This window comes from Pseudomonas sp. BF-RE-22, from assembly GCF_019956155.1.
GTDB lineage: Bacteria > Pseudomonadota > Gammaproteobacteria > Pseudomonadales > Pseudomonadaceae > Aquipseudomonas > Aquipseudomonas migulae.
In genome coordinates, this window is the sequence record NZ_JAHBDD010000086.1 from 216,612 (window position 1) to 223,633 (window position 7,022).

The window sequence follows — 7,022 nt, forward strand, 5'->3', positions numbered from 1 at the left end:
CTGTTCCCAAAACCATCAATGGCTGGAACAATGCCGGCCACTTTGTAGAACGTTTGTCCGAGGGAGTAGCGGGTGCAGATTCAGGGTCATTACGAGCTTAAGTTCGAAGCGGTTCGCGAAGCGTTCGCGGCGTTGTTCGACGATCCCCAGGAGCGTGGCGCAGCGTTGTGCATCCAGGTCGGCGGCGAAACCGTTCTCGACCTCTGGTCCGGCACCGCCGACAAGGATGGCCATGAGGCCTGGCACAGCGACACCATCGCCAACCTGTTTTCCTGCACCAAGACCTTCACCGCCGTCACCGCCCTGCAACTGGTCGCCGAAGGCAAGCTGCAACTGGATGCCCCGGTTGCCCGCTATTGGCCCGAATTCGCTGCCGCCGGCAAGGAATCCGTCACCTTGCGTCAACTGCTCTGCCATCAGGCTGGTTTGCCGGCGTTGCGCGAGTTGCTGGCTCCGGAAGCGCTTTACGACTGGCAAACCATGGTCGATGCGCTGGCCGCCGAATCGCCTTGGTGGACGCCGGGCACCGGTCACGGTTATGCCGCGATCACCTATGGCTGGCTGGTCGGCGAGTTACTGCGCCGTGCCGACGGCCGTGGGCCGGGCGAGTCCATTGTGGCCCGCGTGGCCAAACCGTTGGGCCTGGATTTTCACGTCGGTCTGGCGGATGAAGAATTCCATCGCGTGGCGCACATCGCCCGTGGCAAGGGCAACGTCGGCGATGCCGCGGCCCAGCGTCTGCTGCAAGTGACGATGCGTGAACCGACGGCCATGACCACGCGGGCCTTTACTAACCCGCCGTCGGTCCTGACCAGCACCAACAAACCGGAATGGCGGCGCATGCAACAACCGGCGGCCAACGGCCACGGCAATGCCCGCAGCCTGGCCGGGTTCTACGCCGGGCTGCTCGACGGCAGCCTGCTGGAAAGCGAGATGCTCGATGAGCTGACCCGCGAACACAGCCTCGGCGAAGACAAGACTTTACTGACCCGGACCCGTTTCGGTCTGGGTTGCATGCTCGATCAACCGGATGTCCCGAACGCCACATACGGTCTCGGCCCACGTGCGTTCGGTCACCCGGGCGCTGGCGGCTCCATCGGTTTTGCTGACCCTGAACACGATGTCGCCTTCGGTTTTGTGACAAATACACTGGGGCCTTACGTCTTGATGGATCCGCGCGCGCAAAAGCTCGCGCGGGTACTGGCCACTTGTCTGTAAAACGCGCTGAAGGGTTCCAGGGCCGGAACCCGAAAGCCTTTATGTTTTCCAACCGTCTGTTTATCCGGGTCATGCCGGCCTGAATTTTTATGACTTCTTTTTTGTGGATTTCCAATGTCACTCAATAAAACCACCCTCGCTTTGGCCCTGTGTGTCGCTGTTACCGGTTGTGCGCAGACACCAAAAAATGATTCGGATGGCAGCAGCTGGTGGCCGTTCGGTTCCTCCGACAAAGTCGCGGCGAAAGAGCCGGCTCCCGCGCCGGCACCTGTGAAGCCTGCCGAGGTGGCCCCGGTTGCCAAGGTTGAAGCCGACGCCGGTGGCAAATGGTGGTGGCCGTTCGGCGGCAAAGAGCAGAGCACGGCCAAAGTCGTGCCGATGCCTGACCCTAAAGTCACTCAGGCCTGGCTCGACGATTACGAACCGCGCCTGCGCACCGCGATCAAGGACAGCAACCTGCAACTCGAGCGCCGTGAAAACGTGCTGGTGGTCACCGCGCCAGTAGAAGGTTCGTTCAACCCGGACCGTCCGGCCATGTTGCTGCCGGTGACTCTCGGCCCGTTCACTCGCGTTGCGAAAATCCTTGAAGTCGATCCGAAGACCGCCGTGCTGGTATTGGGTCACAGCGACACCTCGGGCGCCGCACCGGCCAACGTGAAACTGAGCCAGGAACGCGCACAAGCCGTGGCGGCGATTTTCCGCCTCAGCGGTCTGCAGCGTGATCGCCTGATGCTGCGCGGCATGGGCGGCGAAGCCCCGCGTGCGGCTAACGACAGCGTTGAAGGCCGTGCCTTGAACCGTCGTGTCGAACTGCTGGTGACTCCGCAAAACACCATGGTTGCGCTGTTGAGCAAGTACAACATGCCAGCTCCTGCACCGGTGAAACTGGTCGCTGCCCAGGACGTCAAGCCAGTGGCCAAGCCGGTCACCCCGGCACCGGCCGCGAAGAAAGCCGCTGTACCTGCCACGAAAAAAGCGCCGGCCAAGAAAGCCGCCGCCAAGAAGGCTCCGGCTAAAACCGCGACGCCGGCCAAAAAGACCACGCCGGCCAAAGCCGCGGCAGCTGACAAAAAAGTCGTTGTCGCCGATCCTGTGAAAAAGTGATTCGTTAACCAAAAGGAATGCGCCATGACCCAGGGCCTGGCTGATATGCGTCGCGACTACACCCGAGACGGCCTGACCGAGGCACAAGCCCCGGCCGAGCCGTTCGCGCTGTTCCATCAGTGGTTTGCCGACGCGGTGAAAACCGAGCAGCCGCCGGTGGAAGCCAACGCCATGACCCTGGCCACCGTCGACCAGGACGGTCGGCCGCATTGCCGCATTTTGCTGCTCAAGGGCCTGGATGCGCAGGGCTTCACCTTCTTCACCAACTACGACAGCGCCAAGGGCCAGCATCTGACCGCGAACCCGTTCGCGGCCATGACGTTTTTCTGGCCGGCCCTTGAGCGTCAGGTCCGTGTAGAAGGTCGGGTGGTGAAGGTCACGCCTGAGGAGTCCGATGCCTACTTCCAGGTCCGGCCGCTGGGCAGTCGCCTTGGTGCCTGGGCTTCGCCGCAAAGCCGCGTGATCGCCGATCGCGCCGAGCTGGAAGCGTTGCTCAAGAACACCGAGCAACGTTTCAGCGATACGCAGCCTCATTGCCCTGAGCACTGGGGCGGTTATCGTCTGCTGCCTGAGCGCATCGAATTCTGGCAGGGCCGTTCGAGCCGCCTGCACGATCGCCTCAACTATCGTTTGCAAGGCGCCGACTGGATTCTTGAACGTCTGGCGCCCTGAGCAGTCTACCGACCGGGATAGCCTGCGGCAGCGGCCTCCAGCCACTGCGGCAGGTCCCGACGCTTGATTTTCTGCGCTTGAGCGTTCGCCAGTTGCTGGAGCATGTAGGCTCTTTTCTGCTCATCGCTCCCCGCCAGGGCTAGCGCCATATCGCGGTCCATCCAGCGTTTGATCCGTACGTACAACCACCCATGGAAGTACAGGCCGGCGACCGTGGTGACGACAATGATGAAGTAATCCATGAAAATCCTTGGGGCAGCGGCGCAGATCTCGTCATTTGCCGCTACTGTTTGATGAGTTCGTGGAGGTCCCTGTACCGGGCCTGAATCAAACCAATATTATCGGGGCGACGTCGTGACACACGTCAAGCTGCGGAGTTTAATGGTTACCTGTCCTTTGGAGTTGATGTTATGCGTAAGTCTGTTCTGCTGGTTGCTTCCTTTTCCACGATGGCAATGTTGCTCACTGGCTGCCAATCGAGCTTGACCGGTGACTCCTATTCCCGTGACGAAGCGCGTCGTGTGCAGACCGTTCGCATGGGCACCATCGAATCCCTGCGTCCGGTGAAAATCGAAGGCACCAAGACTCCGATCGGCGGCCTCGCCGGCGCGGCGGTCGGTGGTGTTGGCGGCAGCGCCATCGGCGGTGGTAAAGGCAGCATCGTCGCTGCAGTCATCGGCGCCGTGGCTGGCGGGCTGATCGGCTCGGCCACTGAAGAAGGCCTGACCCGTACCCAAGGTGTGGAAATCACCGTTCGTGAAGACGACGGCAGCATGCGTGCCTATGTGCAGCAGGTTCAGGAGAATGAAGTGTTCCGTGTGGGTGAGCGGGTGCGGATTGCTACTGTAGATGGTACGAGCCGCGTTACGCACTAAGCGGGAAAGCGGGTAAAAGAAAACCCCGATCAGCGTGAGCTGGTTGGGGTTTTTTTTGAGGCGGGGTTTTGGATTGGGGGGATATCCGTTTCTGCGGTAACGGCTTCCATCGGTTTCGCCCTTACGGCGAGTCACTTGGAGAAGCGCCAAGTAACCAAGCGCTTTTGCCCCTTTCGTTCGGTGGCTCGCTAATGCTCGCCATGCCCTCGCTCCGGTCCTGCTCCGTGGGCCCGCCGCGATCGGCCATCCTTGGCCGTGCGCGGCTAACCCGGCATCCATGCCGGGTTGCCCACTGCGCAGAACCTGCGCTCGGCCTCTCGAGGGGGCGCTCAGATCAAAAGCTGAAGGCGAGCTAACGCTCGGCCTGCTGAGTGGTGAAAAGCAAAAGCGTATGGCGATTTCCTGTAGGAGCCGGCTAGCCGGCGATGGCGTCCGTCCAGTCAATAAACAGGTTGATTGACCCACCGCCACCGCCACCGCCACCGCCATCGCCATCGCCAGCAAGCCGGCTCCTACAGGGTTAATGTGCGAGCGATGCCACCACAACCATTCAGGATTAGCGCTCGCCTTGCTTGCGACTTGCCGCCGCCGTCACCGCATATCCAATCAACGCTGCCAATATCGACCCGGTCAAAATCCCCATCCGGTCCATCCCGGCGTACTCACTGACGCCCGGTTCAAACGCCAGGGAACCGACAAACAAACTCATGGTGAAACCAATCCCGCAGAGGATCGCAACCCCCAGCACCTGGCCCCAATTGGCGCCTTGGGGCAGGGCGGCGATGCCGGTTTTTACCGCGAGCCAGGTCAGGCCGAACACGCCGAGTGTCTTGCCCAGCAGCAGGCCGATCGCGATGCCCATCGGCACGTGATGGGTGAAGCTTTCGACGGTCACGCCGCTCAGGGACAGGCCGGCGTTGGCGAAGGCGAACAGCGGCAGGATGCCGTAGGCGACCCACGGGTGCAGGGCGTGTTCCAGCGTCAGCAGCGGCGACGGCTCGGCGTTTTTGGTGCGCAGTGGAATGCAGAAGGCCAGGGTTACGCCGGCCAGCGTGGCGTGGACACCGCTTTTGAGTACGCACACCCACAGGATCAAACCGATGATCATGTACGGCCCGAGCTTGACCACGCCGAGCCGGTTCATCGCGATCAGCGCGACGATGCAGGCCGCGGCCAACGCCAGGGACAGGGTCGACAGCGCGCCGGAATAGAAGATCGCAATGACGATGATCGCGCCGAGGTCGTCGATGATCGCCAGGGTCATCAGGAACAGTTTCAGCGACACCGGCACACGCTTGCCCAGCAGGGCGAGGACGCCGAGGGCGAAGGCGATGTCGGTCGCCATCGGAATGGCCCAGCCACCGAGCGCAGCGGGGTTGTCACGGTTGAAGAACCAGTAGACCAACGCCGGCACGACCATGCCGCCAATCGCCGCAGCTCCGGGCAGGACCACCTGTGAAGGCTTCGACAGCTGACCGTCGAGGACTTCGCGCTTTACTTCCAGGCCGATCAGCAGGAAGAACAGGGCCATCAGGCCGTCGTTGATCCACAGCAGTGCCGGTTTGGCGATTTGCAGCGCGCCGACCTGAGCCACCACCGGGGTGTCCAGAAAGCTGCTGTAGAGCCACGACAACGGGGAGTTGTTGATGATCAAAGCCAGGGCTGCTGCGGCGATCAACAACAGACCGCTGGCAGCTTCCAACTGAAAGAAACGCGTGAAAGTGCTACGCAGAGGCAAGGTCGCTCTCCATCGAATAATCAAAAAGGTGGCACACCCTAACCCGTACCGTTAGTTGTTAAAACAAAAGTTATATTCTTTTTTGTTATATGCCGTTACAGCGCGAAAGGCGACACGGACCTGAGCCTAGCAGTTGCCGGACGTATTGAAGCTCAGCTGTATCTGTGCGCGATGTCGGATTTTTCCTAAGCTTGTGGGCTGAGCCTTGTGCCAAGGCCGACTCAACGAGAAAACCATCATGAGCGACAACCGACAGTGGGCCCGGGAAGCCATCCGGATCATCGAAGCGGACTTCCAGCGCAGCGCCGACACCCACCTGATCCCCTTGCCGCTGCCGGGGTTGCCGGGCATCGAGTTGTATTTCAAGGATGAGTCGAGCCATCCCACCGGCAGCCTGAAACATCGCCTGGCGCGTTCGTTGTTCCTCTATGCGCTGTGTAACGGCTGGCTTAAACCCGGCGCGCCGGTGATCGAAGCGTCCAGCGGTTCGACGGCGATTTCCGAGGCGTACTTCGCCCGTTTGCTCGGCCTGCCGTTTATTGCAGTGATGCCGGCCACCACCTCCAAAGAGAAGATCGCGCAGATCGAGTTCTACGGTGGCAAGAGCCATTTGGTGGATGATCCGACGCAGATCTATGCCGAATCCGAGCGCCTGGCGCGCGAGCACGACGGGCACTTTATCGATCAGTTCACCTACGCCGAACGCGCCACCGACTGGCGGGCGAACAACAACATCGCCGAATCGATCTTCCATCAGATGCGTTTTGAACAGCACCCGGAGCCGAGCTGGCTGATTTCCAGCCCCGGCACCGGCGGCACCACGGCGACCCTCGGGCGATACGTGCGTTATCGCCAGCATTGCACTCGTGTGCTGTGTGCCGATGCCGAGCGCTCGGTGTTTTTCGATTACTACCTGACTGGCGATGCCAGTCTTCGCCTGGATCACGGTTCGCGGATCGAAGGCATCGGTCGGCCACGGGTCGAGGCGTCGTTTCTGCCAAAGGTGATCGATGCGATGGTCAAGGTGCCGGACGATCTGTCACTGGCGGCCATGCATTACCTGGCGCAGCGTTTGGGACGTCGGGTGGGCGGGTCGAGCGGGACCAATCTGATTGGTGCGTTGATGGCGGCGCAACAGATGGTGGCGGCGGGGGAAACGGGGTCGATCGTGGCGATTCTGTGCGATGGCGGCGAGCGCTATGAGACCAGTTATTACGATCAGGCCTGGCTCAAGGCGCAGGGGTATGAGTTGAGTGGGTTGATGGCGGCGGTGGCAGCGAGTGTCGAGCGCGGCGAGCCGCTTCCAGCGACCGTGCTGCGCGCCAACATCTAACGGCTAACGACGCCCCTGTAGGAGCGAGGCTTGCCCGCGAAGAACGATAACGCGGTCTGTCTGAATGTCCGCGTTATCGTTC

At 61.4% G+C, this 7,022-nt stretch carries 7 protein-coding genes; 5 read left to right on the forward strand and 2 right to left on the reverse strand.

The genetic code is table 11. The features are described from left to right. Positions 1-72: 72 nt before the first annotated feature. The 3 genes from KGA82_RS28260 (at position 73) to pdxH (ending at position 2,994) form a co-directional block, all read left to right on the forward strand. Positions 73-1,218 carry a serine hydrolase domain-containing protein gene (locus KGA82_RS28260; RefSeq protein WP_223453234.1) on the forward strand — a complete coding sequence of 382 codons (1,146 nt, stop codon included), beginning with the start codon at positions 73-75 and terminating at the stop codon, positions 1,216-1,218. Positions 1,219-1,332: 114 nt separating this feature from the next. Further along, entirely contained in the window at positions 1,333-2,322 is a 990-nt protein-coding gene (locus tag KGA82_RS28265) for an OmpA family protein (protein WP_223453235.1), read from the forward strand. Between the two features lie 24 nt (positions 2,323-2,346). Beyond that, the gene (gene pdxH, locus KGA82_RS28270) at positions 2,347-2,994 is read left to right on the forward strand and encodes a pyridoxamine 5'-phosphate oxidase (protein ID WP_008031656.1); all 648 of its coding nucleotides are present in this window, start codon (positions 2,347-2,349) and stop codon (positions 2,992-2,994) included. Between the two features lie 5 nt (positions 2,995-2,999). Here the strand turns inward: pdxH and KGA82_RS28275 are convergent, their stop codons facing one another. Continuing rightward, positions 3,000-3,236 (reverse strand): hypothetical protein, encoded by a 237-nt coding sequence (locus tag KGA82_RS28275; RefSeq protein WP_008040840.1) that lies wholly within the window; start codon positions 3,234-3,236, stop codon positions 3,000-3,002. A 168-nt stretch (positions 3,237-3,404) separates the two neighbouring features. Between KGA82_RS28275 and KGA82_RS28280 the strand changes: the two genes are divergently transcribed. Then, entirely contained in the window at positions 3,405-3,869 is a 465-nt protein-coding gene (locus tag KGA82_RS28280) for a glycine zipper 2TM domain-containing protein (protein WP_223453236.1), read from the forward strand. A 556-nt stretch (positions 3,870-4,425) separates the two neighbouring features. On the opposite strand, the gene nhaA is transcribed toward KGA82_RS28280, so the two are convergent. Next, a complete protein-coding gene (nhaA, locus tag KGA82_RS28285) occupies positions 4,426-5,607 on the reverse strand; it encodes a Na+/H+ antiporter NhaA (RefSeq protein ID WP_008034612.1) in 1,182 nt (393 codons plus the stop codon). Positions 5,608-5,842: 235 nt separating this feature from the next. On the opposite strand from nhaA, the gene KGA82_RS28290 reads away from it, so the two are divergent. Next, complete coding sequence (locus KGA82_RS28290) at positions 5,843-6,940, forward strand: PLP-dependent cysteine synthase family protein (RefSeq protein WP_177318900.1); 1,098 nt, start codon at positions 5,843-5,845, stop codon at positions 6,938-6,940. Positions 6,941-7,022 lie beyond the last annotated feature (82 nt).